Source organism: Azoarcus sp. KH32C (genome assembly GCF_000349945.1).
Taxonomy (GTDB): domain Bacteria; phylum Pseudomonadota; class Gammaproteobacteria; order Burkholderiales; family Rhodocyclaceae; genus Aromatoleum.
The window spans coordinates 721,201-737,589 of record NC_020548.1 but is presented as its reverse complement, the minus strand read 5'-3'; the positions used below and the strand labels follow the sequence as shown (position 1 = coordinate 737,589).

Annotated in this window: 10 protein-coding genes and 1 pseudogene; 10 read left to right on the top strand and 1 reads right to left on the bottom strand. The window is 66.6% G+C overall.

Annotated elements, in window-relative coordinates:
- From gcvH to AZKH_RS26030, 10 genes and pseudogenes are all read left to right on the top strand, one after another.
- Positions 1-369 (top strand): glycine cleavage system protein GcvH (gene gcvH, locus AZKH_RS26070; RefSeq protein ID WP_015452311.1); only part of this gene is annotated, 369 nt, incomplete at its 5' end.
- Positions 370-391: 22 nt separating this feature from the next.
- Positions 392-3,283, top strand: coding sequence for an aminomethyl-transferring glycine dehydrogenase (gene gcvP, locus AZKH_RS26065; protein ID WP_015452310.1), 2,892 nt, complete (start codon positions 392-394; stop codon positions 3,281-3,283).
- Between the two features lie 26 nt (positions 3,284-3,309).
- Positions 3,310-4,563 carry a serine hydroxymethyltransferase gene (gene glyA / locus AZKH_RS26060; protein WP_015452309.1) on the top strand — a complete coding sequence of 418 codons (1,254 nt, stop codon included), beginning with the start codon at positions 3,310-3,312 and terminating at the stop codon, positions 4,561-4,563.
- 16 nt (positions 4,564-4,579) lie between these two features.
- Positions 4,580-5,959 carry an L-serine ammonia-lyase gene (locus AZKH_RS26055; protein ID WP_015452308.1) on the top strand — a complete coding sequence of 460 codons (1,380 nt, stop codon included), beginning with the start codon at positions 4,580-4,582 and terminating at the stop codon, positions 5,957-5,959.
- A gap of 31 nt (positions 5,960-5,990) precedes the next feature.
- On the top strand, positions 5,991-7,121 hold the full coding sequence (gcvT, locus tag AZKH_RS26050) for a glycine cleavage system aminomethyltransferase GcvT (protein ID WP_015452307.1): 1,131 nt from the start codon (positions 5,991-5,993) through the stop codon (positions 7,119-7,121).
- Positions 7,122-7,336: 215 nt separating this feature from the next.
- Positions 7,337-7,837: pseudogene (locus AZKH_RS26045) on the top strand (lipoyl synthase); the annotation flags it as partial.
- A gap of 141 nt (positions 7,838-7,978) precedes the next feature.
- Positions 7,979-8,137 carry a hypothetical protein gene (locus AZKH_RS27425; RefSeq protein ID WP_156822325.1) on the top strand — a complete coding sequence of 53 codons (159 nt, stop codon included), beginning with the start codon at positions 7,979-7,981 and terminating at the stop codon, positions 8,135-8,137.
- A gap of 169 nt (positions 8,138-8,306) precedes the next feature.
- Positions 8,307-11,756, top strand: coding sequence for a pyruvate carboxylase (locus tag AZKH_RS26040; RefSeq protein WP_015452305.1), 3,450 nt, complete (start codon positions 8,307-8,309; stop codon positions 11,754-11,756).
- A 176-nt stretch (positions 11,757-11,932) separates the two neighbouring features.
- Entirely contained in the window at positions 11,933-13,333 is a 1,401-nt protein-coding gene (locus tag AZKH_RS26035) for a PLP-dependent aminotransferase family protein (RefSeq protein WP_015452304.1), read from the top strand.
- Entirely contained in the window at positions 13,330-15,426 is a 2,097-nt protein-coding gene (locus tag AZKH_RS26030) for a hydantoinase/oxoprolinase family protein (protein ID WP_015452303.1), read from the top strand. Before AZKH_RS26035 ends, AZKH_RS26030 begins: the two co-directional genes overlap by 4 nt.
- Positions 15,427-15,459: 33 nt before the next feature.
- Here AZKH_RS26030 and AZKH_RS26025 read toward each other — a convergent pair whose 3' ends face one another.
- Positions 15,460-16,362: a MerR family transcriptional regulator gene (locus AZKH_RS26025; RefSeq protein ID WP_015452302.1), complete on the bottom strand. Its 903-nt coding sequence runs from the start codon at positions 16,360-16,362 to the stop codon at positions 15,460-15,462.
- Between the last annotated feature and the right edge of the window lie 27 nt (positions 16,363-16,389).

Below are 16,389 nucleotides of genomic sequence, written 5' to 3'. Positions count from 1 at the left end.
ATGAGCATCATGAAATTCACCGAAGACCACGAATGGCTGCGCGTCGAGGGAGACGTTGCGACGGTCGGCATCACGGAGTACGCGCAGAACGCGCTCGGGGACATCGTGTTCGTGCAATTGCCGCAGATCGGCGAGTGCTTCGGCGCCGGCGACGAGGCGGCGGTGATCGAATCGGTGAAGGCTGCCGGCGATCTGAAGATGCCGCTCGCCGGCACCGTCGTCGAAGTGAATACGGCCCTTGCCGAGGCACCTGCCACCATCAATGAGGATCCGCTGGGGGCCGGCTGGTTCATGCGCATCCGCCTCGACGATCCGTCTGCGCTCGATGGACTGCTCGATCTGCCCGCTTACGAACAGTTGGCCATCTGACCTCGACCGGGACTGCCACATCATGAACATGAACGACACCCGCTTCCCCGCGACGCTCTCCCAACTCGAGCAGCGAGACGACTTCATCGGCCGTCACGTCGGGCCCGACGAAGCCGAAACCCGCGCGATGCTGCACGCGCTTGGCCTCGATTCGCTCGACCAGCTCATCGATCGGGTGATTCCGGCCTCCATCCTGTCGCCGTCCCCCCTCGCGCTTCCCGAAGGCTGCAGCGAGGCCGAAGCGCTGGTGCGGCTGCGCGGGATCGCGGGGAAGAACCGGGTGTTCCGCTCCTTCATCGGCACGGGCTATCACGACTGCCACACGCCGGCCGTCGTATTGCGCAACGTGCTTGAAAACCCGGCCTGGTACACCGCCTACACGCCTTACCAACCTGAAATCTCCCAGGGCCGGCTGGAGGCCTTGCTGAACTTCCAGACGATGATCACCGACCTCACGGGCATGGAGATCGCGAACGCTTCGCTGCTCGACGAGGCGACTGCGGCGGCGGAGGCGATGAGCTTTTGCCAGCGTCTGTCGAAGAGCGGCGCGAAGGCCTTCCTCGTGTCGCACGACTGCCACCCGCAGACGATCGAGGTCGTGCGCACTCGTGCGGAACCGTTGGGAATCGAGGTGATCGTCGGCGACCCCGCGACCGAACTCGCGGCCCACGAGTGCTTCGGGGTGTTGCTGCAGTATCCGGCGAGCACCGGCGAGCTCGTCGACTATGCGGGCATTGTCGATGCCGCGCATGCGAAGCAGGCTCTGGTCGTTGTCGCTGCCGACCTGCTTGCGCTGACGTTGCTGAAGCCCCCGGGCGAGTTCGGTGCCGACGTCGCGATCGGCACAACCCAACGCTTCGGTATTCCGCTCGGGTATGGCGGCCCGCACGCCGCCTATTTCGCCACCCGCGACGCCCACAAGCGCGTAATGCCGGGCCGTATCGTCGGCGTATCGATCGACAGCCACGGCAACAAGGCCTACCGCCTCGCGATGCAGACGCGTGAGCAGCACATCCGCCGCGAGAAGGCGACCAGCAACATCTGCACGGCACAGGTGCTGCTTGCCGTGATGGCGAGCCTGTATGCCTGCTACCACGGTCCGCAGGGGCTCGCGACGATCGCGCGGCGCGTGCATCGCCTCACCGCCGTGCTGTCGGACGGCTTGCGCGAACTGGATGTGCGCGTCCTGAATCCGAGCTTCTTCGACACCTTGGCCGTCGGGGTCGCGGACGCGGCCACCGTGCATGCCGCCGCCCGTCGTCGTGGCACGAACCTACGCGAGCTCGACTCGCAGACGGTCGGGATCTCGCTCGATGAGACGAGCACCCGTGCCGACGTCGAGGCGCTGTGGGCAGTGTTCGCGCAACATGCCGCCGTACCGGCTCATCTGCCGGATTTCGATGCCGTCGAGGCTCGCACGCCCGAGATGCTGCCAGCCGCGCAAGTGCGCACCTCCGCCTTCCTGACGCATCCGGTGTTCAGCGCCCACCGCTCCGAAACGAAGATGCTGCGCTACCTGCGTACGCTCGCGGACAAGGATCTCGCGCTCGACCGGACGATGATCCCGTTGGGCTCGTGCACGATGAAGCTCAACGCCACGACGGAGATGATCCCGGTGACCTGGCGCGAGTTCGGCGGCATCCATCCCTTCGCGCCGGCCGAGCAGGCGCAGGGCTACGCGCAGCTTACCGCGGAGCTGGAGCGGATGCTGTGCGCCTGCACCGGCTACGATGCCGTGTCGCTGCAGCCTAACGCCGGTTCGCAGGGCGAATATGCCGGCCTGCTGGCGATCCGCGCCTGGCACGCGAGCCGCGGCGAAGCTCACCGCGACGTGTGCCTGATTCCGAGCTCGGCGCACGGCACGAACCCCGCCACGGCGCAGATGGCGGGCATGCGCGTGGTGGTGGTCGCCTGCGACGACCAGGGCAACGTCGACGTCGCCGACCTGAAGGCGAAGGCCGCGCAGCACGCCGACCAGCTCGCCGCGATCATGATCACCTACCCGTCGACGCACGGCGTGTTCGAGACCGCGATCCGCGAGATCACCGAGATCGTCCATGCCTACGGCGGCCAGGTCTATATCGATGGCGCCAACATGAATGCGATGGTCGGGCTGTGCGCGCCCGGCAAGTTCGGTGGCGATGTGTCGCACCTCAACCTGCACAAGACCTTCTGCATCCCGCACGGCGGCGGCGGGCCGGGGGTCGGCCCGATCGGCGTGAAGGCTCACCTCGCGCCCTTCCTGCCGGGGCACGGGACGACCGGCCTGAAAGGCATCGGTGCCGTATCGGCCGCACCCTGGGGCAGCGCGAGCATCCTGCCGATCACCTGGACCTACATCACGCTGATGGGCCGCGACGGACTGCGCCACGCGAGCGTGATGGCGATCCTCAACGCGAACTACATCGCCCGGCGCCTCGAGGCGCACTACCCGGTGCTGTATCGCGGCGAAACCGGTCTGGTTGCGCACGAATGCATCCTCGACCTGCGTCCCCTGAAGGACAGCACCGGCATCAGCGTGGACGACGTCGCCAAGCGCCTGATCGACTTTGGCTTCCATGCGCCGACGATGTCCTTCCCGGTGCCCGGCACACTGATGATCGAGCCGACCGAGAGCGAATCGAAGGCCGAACTCGACCGCTTCTGTGACGCGATGATCGCGATCCGCGAGGAGATCGCGAAGGTCGCGAGCGGCGAGTTCGACGCGAAGGACAACCCGCTGGTCAATGCCCCGCATACCGCCGAGGCGATCGCCGGCGAGTGGGCGCACCCATACAGCCGCGAGGAGGCGGTCTATCCGCTCGCGAGCCTGCGCGAGAACAAGTACTGGTCGCCGGTCGGCCGGGTGGACAACGTGTATGGCGACCGCAACCTTGTATGCGCCTGCCCGCCGATGTCCGCGTACGAAAGCTGAACCAACAATTTCAAGGAGACACCGAAATGTTTGCCAAGGACATGCAAATCGCCGGTTATGACGCCGCCGTGTGGAACGCGATCGAGGCTGAGCGCCACCGCCAGGAGGAACACATCGAGCTGATCGCCTCCGAGAACTACGCCAGCCCCCGCGTGATGCAGGCGCAGGGCACGGTGCTCACCAACAAGTACGCCGAGGGTTATCCCGGCAAGCGCTACTACGGTGGCTGCGAGCACGTCGATGTCGTCGAGCAGCTCGCGATCGATCGCGCGAAAGCGCTCTTCGACGCCGACTGGGCCAACGTGCAGCCGCACTCCGGATCGCAGGCCAACGCCGCGGTGTATCTCGCGCTGCTGCAGCCGGGCGACACCATCCTCGGCATGAGCCTCGCGCACGGCGGCCACCTCACGCACGGCGCGAAGGTGAGCTTCTCCGGCAAGGTGTTCAACGCCGTGCAGTATGGCGTCACCGACGATGGCGTGATCGATTACGACGCGCTCGAGGCGCTCGCCGTCGAATGCAAGCCGAAAATGATCGTTGCCGGCTTCTCGGCCTACGCCCGCCATCTCGACTTCCCGCGCTTTCGCGCGATCGCGGACAAGGTCGGCGCGCTGCTCTTCGTCGATATGGCGCACGTCGCCGGCCTCGTCGCCGCCGGCCTGTACCCCAGTCCGGTGCCCTTCGCCGACATCGTCACCAGCACCACCCACAAGACGCTGCGCGGTCCGCGCGGCGGCATCATCCTCGGTCGTGCGAATGCCGAGATCGAAAAGAAGATCGCTTCGATGGTCTTCCCGGGAATGCAGGGCGGCCCGCTGATGCACGTCATCGCGGCGAAGGCGGTGGCCTTCAAGGAGGCGCTCGAACCGGCCTTCAGGGACTATCAGAAGCAGGTGATCGCCAACGCCCGCGCGATGGCCGGCGTGTTCATCGAGCGCGGCTACAAGATCGTCTCGGGCGGCACCGACGACCACCTGTTCCTGGTCGACCTGATCGCCAAGGGCATCACCGGCAAGGCCGCCGACGCGGCGCTCGGTGCGGCTCACATCACGGTGAACAAGAACACCGTGCCGAACGATCCACAGTCGCCCTTCGTCACCAGCGGCATCCGCATCGGCACGCCGGCGGCCACCACGCGCGGCTTCGGCCTCGCCGAGGTGACCGTGCTGGCGGGCTGGATCTGCGACATCCTCGACGACATCGACAATCCGGCGGTGATCGGCGCGGTGCGCGAGAAGGTCACCGCGCTGTGCGCGCGCTTCCCGGTGTACGGCAGCTGAGGCGGAGTCCGCGATCATGGCACTGAGCGTCTTTGATCTCTTCAAGATCGGCATCGGTCCGTCGAGTTCGCACACCGTCGGGCCGATGCGCGCGGCACAGGTCTTCGCCTACGGCCTGAAGGACGCCGGCCTGCTCGCGCGGGTCGCGTCGGTGAAGGCCGAGCTCTTCGGCTCGCTCGGCGCGACCGGCAAGGGCCACGGCAGCGACAAGGCCGTGCTTCTGGGGCTCGAAGGCGAGGCGCCGGATGTCGTCGATCCCGATCGGGTCGAAGGCCGGCTCGCGCGCATCCGCGGCGAGCAGTGCCTGATGCTCGCCGGCGAGCATGCGATCGCCTTCGTTGAGCGCGAGCATCTCGTGATGCACCGCCGCCAGTCGCTGCCTTACCACCCGAACGGCATGCGCCTCGCGGCCTTCGACGCGGACGGCGTGACGCTGCGGCAGAAGGTGTATTACTCGGTCGGCGGCGGCTTCGTCGTCGACGAGAGCGCGGCCGGCGCCGACCGCATCGTCGCGGACACGACGCCGCTCGCACATCCCTTCCGCAGCGCCGCCGAGCTCCTCGGCCAATGCCGCGACAAGAGTCTCTCGATCAGCCAGCTGATGCTGGAGAACGAGCGCGCCTGGCGCAGCGACGCCGAGACCCGCGCCGGACTGCTGAACATCTGGAACGTGATGCAGCTGTGCGTGCGTCGCGGCTGCGAGAAGGAGGGCATCATGCCCGGCGGCCTGCAGGTGAAGCGGCGTGCGGCCGAGCTTTATCGCAAGCTGTCCGGCGCGCCGGAGGCCGCCCTGCGCGACCCGCTGACCGTGATGGACTGGGTCAACCTCTACGCGCTCGCGGTCAACGAGGAGAACGCCACTGGCGGCCGTGTCGTCACGGCGCCGACCAACGGCGCGGCCGGTATCGTGCCCGCGGTGCTGCACTACTACAGCCGCTTCGTGCCGGGCGCGAACGAGGAGGGCGTGATCCGCTTCCTGCTTACCGCTGCTGCGATCGGCATCCTCTACAAGGAAAACGCGTCGATCTCGGGCGCCGAAGTCGGCTGTCAGGGCGAGGTCGGCGTCGCCTGCTCGATGGCGGCGGGGGCGCTCGCCGAAGTGCTGGGCGGCACCCCGGAGCAGGTCGAGAACGCGGCCGAGATCGGCATGGAGCACAACCTGGGCCTCACTTGCGACCCAGTGGGCGGCCTCGTGCAGGTGCCGTGCATCGAGCGCAACGCGATGGGATCGATCAAGGCGATCAACGCTGCGCGCATGGCGCTGCGCGGCGACGGCAAGCACTTCGTGTCACTCGACAAGGTCATCAAGACGATGCGCGAGACCGGCGCCGACATGAAGCTCAAATACAAGGAAACCGCGCGCGGCGGCCTCGCCGTGAATGTCATCGAATGCTGACGCGGCCGCGACTCACAGAAAAGGAATCATCATGAGCGACACCCGCACCGACGCATCGCTGTTGCACACCCCGCTGTACGACCTGCACGTCTCCCTCGGCGCCAAGATGGTGCCCTTTGCCGGCTACGCGATGCCTGTGCAGTACCCCACGGGGATCATCAAGGAACACACGCACACGCGCACCCAGGCGGGCCTGTTCGACGTGTCGCACATGGGCCAGGTCTTCCTCGTCGGGCCCGACGCGGCGGCGGCGCTGGAAACCCTGGTGCCGGTCGACATCGTCGATCTCCCCGAGGGAATGCAGCGCTATGCGCTCTTTACGAACGAAGGCGGTGGCGTGATGGACGACCTGATGGTCGCGAACTTCGGCGACCGCCTGTTCGTCGTCGTCAACGCGGCGTGCAAGGCGCAGGACGTCGCCCACATGCAGAAGCACCTGTCCGGCCGCTGCAAGGTCGAGGTGCTGGAAGACCGCGCACTGCTCGCGCTGCAAGGTCCCGCCGCCGGTGCGGTGATGGCCCGCCTCGCGCCGGAAACCGCCGAAATGGTCTTCATGACGACCGCCACCGTGACCCTCGTCGGCTCCAAGTGCTTCGTCAGCCGCTCGGGCTACACGGGTGAAGACGGCTTCGAGATCTCGGTCCCCGCGGACAAGGCCGAAGCTCTGGCGCGCGAGCTGCTGAGCCACCCGGAAGTCGCCCCGATCGGCCTCGGTGCACGCGACTCGTTGCGCCTCGAAGCTGGTCTTTGCCTGTATGGCCACGACCTCGACGTCAACACCTCGCCGGTCGAAAGCAGTCTGCTTTGGGCGCTATCGAAACCCCGCCGGGCGGACGGTGCACGTCCCGGCGGCTACCCCGGTGCCGACGTCATCCTTGGCCACATCGCCAACGGCGTCTCGCGCAAGCGCGTCGGGCTGCGTCCGAATGCCCGCGTGCCGGTGCGTGAAGGTTCCGAGATCGTCGACGCGAGCGGCCGCAAGGTCGGCGTCGTGACCAGTGGCGGCTTCGGCCCGACGCTGGAAGCGCCCGTCGCGATGGGCTACGTCGAAACCGCACTCGCCAAGGTCGGCACCCAGCTCTCCGCGATCGTCCGCGGCAAGCCGGTTCCGATCGAAGTCGCCAGCACCCCCTTCGTGCCGCAGCGCTACTACCGCGGCTGATGTAACGGGCGGTCCGGCTCTCAAATCGCCAATCTAGACAACCCTTGGATTGCGAGCCCGGGAGCCGGGTCGCCCGCCGGAGTCCTCCGATGCAGAACGCAAGCACCCCCACCCCCCAGGCCGGCGTCAAGCTGCGCGGCGCCGAGAAGACGGCGCGCATTCCGATCAAGATCGTCCCGATCACGCCGGCCGAGCAGTTGCGCAAGCCGGAATGGATCCGCGCCGCCAATCCGGAGATTACTGTCGAAGTCCTCACGCCGGATTTCCGCGGCCGCGTCGATCTCGCGTTCGACATCCTGGCTTCCGAGCCGCCCGATGTCTTCAACCACAACATCGAGACGGTGCCGCGCCTGTACCGCGAAGTGCGGCCCGGCGCCGACTATGAACACTCGCTGGATCTGCTCGCGCGCTTCAAGGCGCGCCACCCGAACGTCGCGACCAAGTCCGGCCTGATGCTGGGCGTCGGCGAGACGAGGGAGGAAATCGAAGCGACGCTCGCCGACCTGCGCGCGCACGCCGTCGACATGGTCACGATCGCCCAGTACCTGCAGCCCAGCCTGCACCATCTACCGGTGCGCCGTTACGTCACTCCGGCTGAATTCGATGAACTGCGCGCGGTCGGCGAGAAGATGGGCTTCCGCCACGTCGCCTCCGGCCCGACGGTGCGTTCGTCCTATCATGCCGACCTACAGGCGCGCGGCGTGATCGGGGAGTAATGCGATGAATGCGATCTGGAGCGTCAAGATCGATCGGCTCGAGACACGGAGTGGCCGCGCACACCGCACACCCCGCTGCTCGAAACGCGCGTCAACGAAGTCTTCGACTTCGCGTTCGGCCTCGACCCCCGCGTCCAGGAAGTGACCGTCGGTCTCTACAAGCAGCGGGTGCGCCGCTTTGCGACTGCGGTCGGCATCGAACGGACCACCAATCGGGGCGAGCACGCCCGCGCAAGGCAGAACACCGCGCGCCTTCAGGAGAAAACCGAGGATGGCCTGCGGACCGTCGTGCTGCGCTGATCGCCATGCAGAACCTGCAGCACGCATTTTGCGCAGCGCAGCATAGGCAGGGTTTCCACCGATTGGGGGCGGACAGCGATTGTCCGAACATGCAGGTCCGATCACAAAGCTTGAGATCAAGCTCGATAGCGACAACCACCAAGGCATGCCAGGAGGGCAGGGCAGGGACATGAAACCGATCAAGAGCATCCTCGTCGCCAACAGAGGCGAAATCGCGATCCGCGTATTCCGCGCCGCGAACGAACTGGGCATCCGCACGGTGGCGATCTACGCCAACGAGGACCGCTTCGCGCTGCACCGCTTCAAGGCCGACGAATCCTACCTCGTCGGCAACGGCCAGAAGCCGATCGCCGCCTACCTCGACATCGCCGACATCATTCGTGTCGCGAAGGACGCCGGCGTCGACGCGATCCACCCCGGCTACGGCTTCCTCTCCGAGAACCCCGAGTTCGCCGAAGCCTGCGCCGCCGCCGGCATCGCTTTCATCGGCCCCAAGCCGCAGGTCATGCGGGACCTCGGCAACAAGGTCGCCGCCCGCAACCTCGCGATTGCCGCGGGTGTGCCCGTCGTGCCCGCAACCGGCGCTTTGCCCCGCGGCCTCGACGAAATCAAGCGCCTCGCGCGCGAAGTCGGCTACCCGCTGATGCTCAAGGCGAGCTGGGGCGGCGGCGGGCGGGGCATGCGCGCAATCGAGAACGAGGACGAACTGCCGGGCCTGCTCGACGTCGCCCGCCGCGAAGCGCTCGCCGCCTTCGGCAATGACGAGGTCTACCTGGAGAAGCTGGTCCGCCGCGCGCGCCACGTCGAAGTCCAGGTGCTGGGCGACACGCACGGCAAGCTCGTGCATCTGTTCGAGCGCGACTGCTCGGTGCAGCGACGCAACCAGAAGGTCGTCGAACGCGCCCCGGCGCCCTACCTCGACGACACGCGCCGCACGGAGTTGTGCGAGGCCGCGCTGACGCTGTGCCGCGCCGCGAATTACACGCACGCCGGCACGGTCGAGTTCCTGATGGACGCCGACACCGGTGCCTTCTACTTCATCGAAGTGAACCCCCGCATCCAGGTCGAGCACACCGTCACCGAACAGGTCACCGGCGTCGACATCGTCAAGGCGCAGATTCGCATTACCGAAGGCGCACGCATCGGCGAAGCCGATGCCTTCGTGCCCGAACAGTCGGACATCCGCCTGAACGGCCACGCCCTGCAATGCCGGGTGACGACTGAGGATCCCGAGAACAACTTCACCCCGGACTACGGCCGCATCACCGCCTACCGCAGCGCCGCGGGCTTCGGCCTGCGCCTCGACGGCGGCACCGCCTATTCCGGCGCCGTGATCACCCCCTTCTACGATTCGCTGCTCGTGAAGGTCACCGCCTGGGGCCACAGCCCGGACGAAGCCATCGCCCGCATGGACCGCGCGCTGCGGGAATTCCGTATCCGCGGCGTCTCGTCGAACCTTCAGTTCCTCGAGAACGTCATCGCGCATCCGCTCTTCAAGTCTGGCGAATGCACGACGCGCTTCATCGACACCACGCCCGAACTCTTCCGCTTCCAGAAGCGGCAGGACCGCGCCACGAAACTCCTGAAGTTCCTCGGTGAAGTCAGCGTCAACGGCAACCCCGAGATGGCGGGCCGCCAAGCGCCCAAAGGCCCGCTCGCCAAACCCATCAAGCCGCAGGTCGATCTTTCTGTCGCTCCGCCGGCCGGCACGCGCGACCTCCTGAAGGAGCTCGGCCCGCAGCGCTTCGCTGAGTGGATGAGGAAGGAGCAGCGCGTGCTCCTCACCGACACCACGATGCGCGACGCCCACCAATCGCTCTTCGCGACCCGCATGCGCACGCGCGACATGCTCGAGATTGCCCCGCACTACGCGCGCCTCGTGCCCGAGCTCTTTTCGCTCGAATGCTGGGGCGGCGCGACCTTCGACGTCGCGTTGCGCTTCCTCAAGGAAGATCCGTGGGAGCGCCTCGCACGTCTGCGTGCCGCCGTCCCCAACGTGCTGTTCCAGATGCTCCTCAGGGCCTCGAACGCCGTCGGCTACACGAACTACTCCGACAACGTCGTGCGCTACTTCGTGCAGCAGGCGGCGAAGGAGGGCATCGACGTCTTCCGCGTGTTCGACTCGCTCAACTGGATCGACAACATGCGCGTCGCGATGGACGCCGTCACCGAAGCCGGCGCCCTGTGCGAAGGGACGATCTGCTACACCGGCGACCTCTTCGACGCGAGTCGCCCCAAGTACAACCTCAAGTACTACGTCGACCTCGCCAAGCAACTTGAAAAGGCCGGCGCCCACATCCTCGGCATCAAGGACATGGCCGGCGTGTGCAAGCCACGCGCCGCCCGCGCGCTCGTGAAGGCGCTGAAGGAAGAAGTGGGCCTGCCCATCCACTTCCACACCCACGACACCTCGGGCATCGCCGCCGCGAGCGTGCTCGCCGCGATCGAAGCGGGCGTCGACGCCGTCGATGGCGCGATGGATGCGATGAGCGGCCTCACCTCGCAGCCCAACCTCGGCTCCATTGCCGCGGCGCTCGCGGGTTCCGAACGCGACACCGGCCTCGACCTCGACGCGATGCAGTCGCTGTCGCACTACTGGGAAGGCGTGCGCCGCGCCTACGCCCCCTTCGAGGCGGACATCCGCTGCGGCACGTCCGATGTCTACAAGCACGAGATGCCGGGCGGGCAGTACACCAACCTGCGCGAGCAGGCGCGCGCGATGGGGATCGAGCACCGCTGGCCCGAAGTCTCGCAGGCCTACGCCGACGTGAACCAACTCTTCGGCGACATCGTCAAAGTGACCCCGACCTCGAAAGTTGTCGGCGATATGGCGCTCTTCATGGTCGCCAACGACCTCACGCCCGCGGAAGTCGCCGATCCCGCCAAGGAGATCGCCTTCCCCGAGTCCGTGATCTCGCTCTTCCGCGGCGAACTCGGCTTCCCGCCCGATGGCTTCCCGAAGGATCTGGAACGCAAGGTCCTCAAAGGCGCCGAGCCACTCCAGGGCCGTGCCGGCGACTTCCTGCCCGCGGTCGACCTCGACGCCGCCCGTGCCGAAGCCCAGACCGCCACCGGTCGCCAGATCTCCGACACCGACCTCGCGTCCTGGCTGATGTACCCGAAAGTCTTCAAGGACTACGCGGTCCACCACGCACGTTTCGGCGACGTGTCGCTACTGCCGACGCCAGTCTTCTTCTACGGTCTCAAGGACCGCGAAGAGATCAGCGTCGACATCGAGAAGGGCAAGAGCCTCATCGTGCGCCAGACCGGCAGCAGCGATACGCCGGACGAGGAGGGGCGTGTCAAAGTCTTCTTCGAGTTGAATGGCCAGCCGCGCCTGCAGCGCATTCCGAAGGCGGGGGCTGCGCCCACCGGACGGCGTCACCCGAAGATCGACGAGGCAAACCCGAACCACATCGGGGCGCCAATGCCGGGGGCTGTCGTGACCGTCGCCGTCCACGTTGGCCAGAAGATCGCCAAGGGCACACCGCTCGTGTCGATCGAGGCGATGAAGATGGAAACCGCGCTCACCGCGGACCGCGATGCGGTCGTGAAGGCCGTGTTCGTAAAGCCTGGCGATAAGGTCGCGGCGAAAGATCTGCTGGTCGAGCTGCAGTAAAGCCATCCGACTCGCCTACAGCGTTCTCCCGGAGTGCGGTCGGTTCGCCGCACTGTATTGCTTCAATGAGCAATACAGTGCGGCGAACCACTCTCGATAGTGCGCGTTGTGCAACTTCGTGCTTTGTTACAAGCTAGGCTCGAATCCGCGTTGCCCAACGTCCGCCGAGAGACCGCATGTTCGTTGTCGATCCAAAAGCGCCCAAACCCCTGGTGATCCAGATCGTCGAGGGTTATCGCGCCTTGATCGAGACCGGCAAGCTGCGCTCGGGGATGAAGATCCCGTCGATCCGCCAGTTCGCCGAGACCAACCGGGTCAGCATGTCCACGGTCGTCGAGGCGTACGACCGCCTCGTCGCCGAGGGCTGTCTGGTCGCGCGGCAGAACATGGGCTTCTTCATCCGAGAGGTCGGCTCCGAGCGCCCTTCGGCGAAGGCCGACAGCGAACGGTTGCCGCTCGGGCTGGAAACCTTGTGGTCGGTCCACAAGGGCTGGGTTACGGGCAATGCGTCGATCAACCCGGGCAGCGGCTGGCTTCCCGAGGACTGGTTCGACGACGAGGCCTTGAAGAAGAGCCTGCGCGCCGTCGCAGGGCGGCCGTCCACGCAGCTCGTCGGCTACGGGCATCCCAAAGGATTTCCCGGCCTGCGCTGGAAGATCGCCGACTGGCTGCGCGAGAAGGAGATCTACGCCAATCCCGAGCAGATCCTGATGACCTCGGGCGCGATGCACGCCTTGTCGCTGCTCGCGAAATACCTGATCGGCGATGGCCAGACGGTGTTCGTAGAGGAGCCGGGCTTCGGCACGCTGAATGCGACGCTGCGGCTGCAAGGCGCAAAGGTCGTCGGGGTGCCGATGGGGCCGCACGGGCCGGACCTCGAAACGCTGGAAGCGCTCGCGGCCGAGCACAAGCCGCGCGTCTTCTTTATCAACCCGCGCCTGCAGAATCCGACCGGCGTGTCCTACGACATGCCGACCTCGCACCGCGTGCTGCAACTCGCGGAGCGCTACGACTTCCTGATCGTCGAGGACGACATCTACGCCGAGCTCGATCCCTTCTCGAGCCGCTGCCTCGCGGGGATGGACCAGCTGAACCGCGTCATCTACGTGAACAGCTTTTCCAAGACGATCGCGCCCAGCCTGCGCGTCGGTTATATCGCGGCCCACCCCGACATCGTCGAGGACCTGACGCTGCACAAGATCGCGGCCGGCCTGACGAGCTCGGAGCTTTCCGAACGGCTCGCGCACGAGGTGTTGCTCGACGGCCGTTACCGCAAGCACCTGCGCGTGTTGCGCGAGCGGCTCGCGGACGCCCAGGCGCAGACCTGCGAACGTCTCGAAGCGGCCGGCTTGGCGCTCTTCCACCGGCCGCGCGCTGGCATGTTCGTGCTTGCGCGCTTTCCCGGCCTGGACGACCCGGAGCCGCTATGCAACGAGGCCAATGTGCGAGGAATCCTGATGGCGCCGGTTGCGGGCTTCTGCACCGGCACGAACGGTTCGCCGTGGATCCGCTTCAACGTCGCCTACTGCGACAGCGAGCGGCTTTTTGAATACCTGTCGATGATGAGTGCGCAATGAGTTCCGCAGACCCCGTGACCTACCGTCTGGGCATCGATACCGGCGGTACGTTCACCGACTTCGTGCTCGCCGACAACGGCGGGCGCACCTGGCTGTTCAAGGTCGAATCGACGCCGGACGATCCGAAGCGGGCGCTCGCGGCGGGCTTCCGCCAGATCGAAGAGGCGCTCGGGCTCGGCGCGCGGGCGCTGATCGATGCGACCGAGCTGTGCGTGAACGGCACGACGATCGCGCTCAACGCGCTGATCCAGCACTCGGGCGCCAAGGTCGGACTGTTGACGACCGCCGGGCATGAGGATTCGCTCGAAATCCGGCTCGGCCAGAAGGAGGAGGGCTACCGCTACAACCCGAACTACCCGCCGGCCCGCATGCTCGTCGAGCGCTACCTGCGCCGTCCTGTGCGCGAGCGCGTCACGTCGGATGGTTCGGTGTTGACGCCGCTCAACGAGAACGACGTCGCCGAGGCCTGCGCCTTCTTCCGTGACCAGGGCGTCGAGGCGGTGGCGATCTCCTTCGTCTGGTCCTGCGTGAATGCCGCGCACGAGCAGCGAGCGGCGGAAATCGTGCGCGAGCTGCTGCCCGACGTCTATGTGTCGATCGGCTCCGACGTGCTGCCGCAGATCCGCGAGTACACACGCACGTCGACGGCCGTGCTCAATGCCTATCTGGGGCCGTCGGTTGCGCAATATGTGCGCGAACTCGAAGGTTTCTTCGCCGAATACGAGGGCGCCTCGCGGCTACGCTATTTCCAGTCGAACGGCGGTATGGCGTCGCCGGGCGAATTTACGCGGCGCGCGGTGTATGCGGTCAATTCCGGTCCGGCCGCGGCGCCGCGCGCCGGGACTTTCGTCGCGCGTCCGCTGGGCGTCAGCGACATCATCACCGTCGATATGGGCGGCACCTCGTTCGACGTCACGCTATGCCACGCCGGCCGCGCGAACATCGCGAAGAACGTCGACTTCCTGCGCTACCGGCTCGGCATCCCGGTGATCCAAGTCGAGATGCTCGGGGCGGGCGGGGGCTCGATCGCCGCGGTCGATCGCTACGGCATGCTCTCGGTCGGACCGCAGAGTGCGGGTGTGAATCCCGGGCCGGCCTGCTACCGGCGTGGCGGCGAGCGGCCGACGGTGACCGACGCCAACGTCGTGCTGGGCTACCTCAATCCGCAAGCGCTGCTCGGCGGGCGTCTCCCGATCGACGCCGGGGCGGCGCGGACCGCCATCGCACGCCACATCGCCGAGCCCTTGGGCATTTCGGTCGAGAAGGCGGCCTATGGCGTCGTCCGCGTCGTCAATACGAACATGGTCGCGGGCATCCGCCGCGTGTCGGTCGAACGCGGCTACGATCCGCGCGACTTCTCGCTCGTCGCCGCGGGCGGGGCGACGGGGGCACACATCACCGCGCTCGCGTCCGAGATCGGCATCCGCCAGGTCCTCGTGCCCAAGCTCGCGTCGGGTCTCTGTGCCTTCGGTCAGGTGCTCTCCGACGTCAAATACAGCTACATGGCCGCCTGCCCGGGCCGCCTCGACGAGCACACCGACTTCCTGCGCCTCGAATGGCTCTTCCAGGACATCGAGGCCGAAGGGCTGCGCGTGCTGCGGAACGAAGGCTTCACCGACGACATGATCCGCATCGAGCGCTCGCTCGACATGCGCTACGTCGGGCAGATCCAGGAGTGCACGGTGCCCGCAGGCAAGGGACGTCTGCTGCCCGAGTCGGCCGCGCTGCTGCGGCAACGTTTCGACGAGATCCACCAGCGTCTCTTCACGTTCTGCGAGCCGGACAGCCCGGTCGAAATCGTGAATATCGAGAGCACGGTCTACGGCCTGTTCCCGGATTTCCCCGTGTGCGGACACGATGATGCCGACGCGTCGGCCGACCCGGTCAAGGCCTGGCGCAAGGTGTATCTCGGCCAGGGCGACGACATCGTGGCGAGCGAGGTGCCGGTGTATGACGGGGAACGGATCCGCCTTGGGCACGCAATCAATGGCCCCGCGCTGATCGAAGAGCCCACCACCACCATCCTGCTCGAAGCCGGCTGGCAGGCGGTGCTGGAGCCCAGCGGAGTCTATCGGCTGACGGACTGCCGCTAAGGGCCCGGCGTCCTCCCGCGGCAATGCAAGGCCTCAGGGATGGGCTTTTCGCCAGGCGCCGGTTGCCGCGGCGGCGTCCGTCAATCCGGGAAGGTAATCGACGCCTTCGAGCGGTGTTGCCCGCCGGATTCCTTCGCCGCCAACCCATAGCGCGACGTGACCGGGCAGCAGCTGCCGCAGATGCCGCAATAGCCCGCTGATCTGCCTTTGCGGGAAGGCGATCGAGAAAGATAGGGCTACGATGTCGATGCGGTGGGCTTCGGCCGCGTGCGCGATTTCGAGCAGCGGCATCTGGGTGCCCTGCGGCACGCATTCCGCTCCCTCGAGGGCGAGCAGGGATTCGACCATCAGCAGACCCAGCGCGTGCTGTTCTTCGGGCACGCTCGTCAGCATGACACGTGGCCGCGTGCCCGTCGGAAGCGCCGCGATGGCCTGTCGCAGCAGGCGCGTCGTCAGCTCCGTGAACAGATGTTCCTCGAAGACCTCGATGCGCCCATCTTCCCAGGCTTTGCCCACTTCATGCGTCAACGGTGCCAGCGTGTCCTGGACAAAACGTTGCAATCCTTGCCGTCCCAGGCGCTGCTGCATTCCGAGCAGGTAGCCAACGGAATCATGCTGCCGGATCAATTCGAGCAGGTCTTCGAGATGGTCGTCCGCCGGGGACGAGGACGATTCCGCTCGGTCGGGCGCGCGATGAGCGAGGGCGAGTAGGTCGTCGCTAGCCAGCCGCATCAACTTCCCCGGGCGATGCCCTTGATCCATCAGGCGTTTGATCAGCCTCAGCTTCTCGACCTGGTCGTGGGGATAGAGCCGCTCGCCGTTCGCATCGCGCTCGGGTGTCGGGAAGCCGTAGCGCCGCTCCCACATGCGGAGCACGTCCTTCGACAGGCCGGTGTCCCGCTCGACGGCGGCAATGTTGAAGCAGGGAAGGTTCATTTGTCCTGAACAAAAGTTGGACGAAAC